1 protein-coding gene is annotated in these 571 nt (G+C 48.3%); it reads left to right on the top strand.

The features are described from left to right. The first annotated feature begins 111 nt into the window (after positions 1 to 111). Positions 112 to 564, top strand: coding sequence for a sigma-70 RNA polymerase sigma factor region 4 domain-containing protein (locus tag RUMCAL_RS08570; protein ID WP_021682356.1), 453 nt, complete (start codon positions 112 to 114; stop codon positions 562 to 564). Positions 565 to 571 lie beyond the last annotated feature (7 nt).

Here is a 571-nt window from a genome sequence, read left to right as displayed (position 1 = left end):
TCTCATCACCAAGGGTACGATTGACGAACGTATCCTGAAAGCCCTGACCCGGAAAGAACAAACCCAGACCGCTTTGATGCAGGCCGTCAAAGCAGAACTTGGAGGTAGCAGATGAATATCATTTGGCAGTACTTAGACAAACGGAGTGCCGCTGTAAACGCACTGAAGGATTACAGCAGCATGGCTTACATCCTTGCACATACAGACGAAGAAATCACACAGGTGCATGAAGACACCACAACCCTTGGCAGTCCGGCATTTACAGATATGCCGGGCGGCAGTCCGAACCCGCAGTCCGGCGAAATGCGAATTATCACTGCCATTGACGAAATCGATGTGCTGCGGGAACGGTATCGTCAGGCAAAGGAATACATGGAATGGTTTCAGCCTGCATGGGACAGTCTGTCGGAGGATGAACGGTATGTGCTGGAACAGTTCTATTGGCAGGAAGATCAAAACATTTATACCATTTGCGAGCACTTCGGTATTGAGCGTTCTTCTGCATACAACAAAAAGAATCGTGCCGTACAACACTTGACGTTGCTTCTCTATGGTAAGGCATGAGTAAAAT

The sequence above is a fragment of the Ruminococcus callidus ATCC 27760 genome, from assembly GCF_000468015.1.
Taxonomy (GTDB): domain Bacteria; phylum Bacillota; class Clostridia; order Oscillospirales; family Ruminococcaceae; genus Ruminococcus_C; species Ruminococcus_C callidus.
This window is presented reverse-complemented; position numbering and strand designations above follow the sequence as displayed.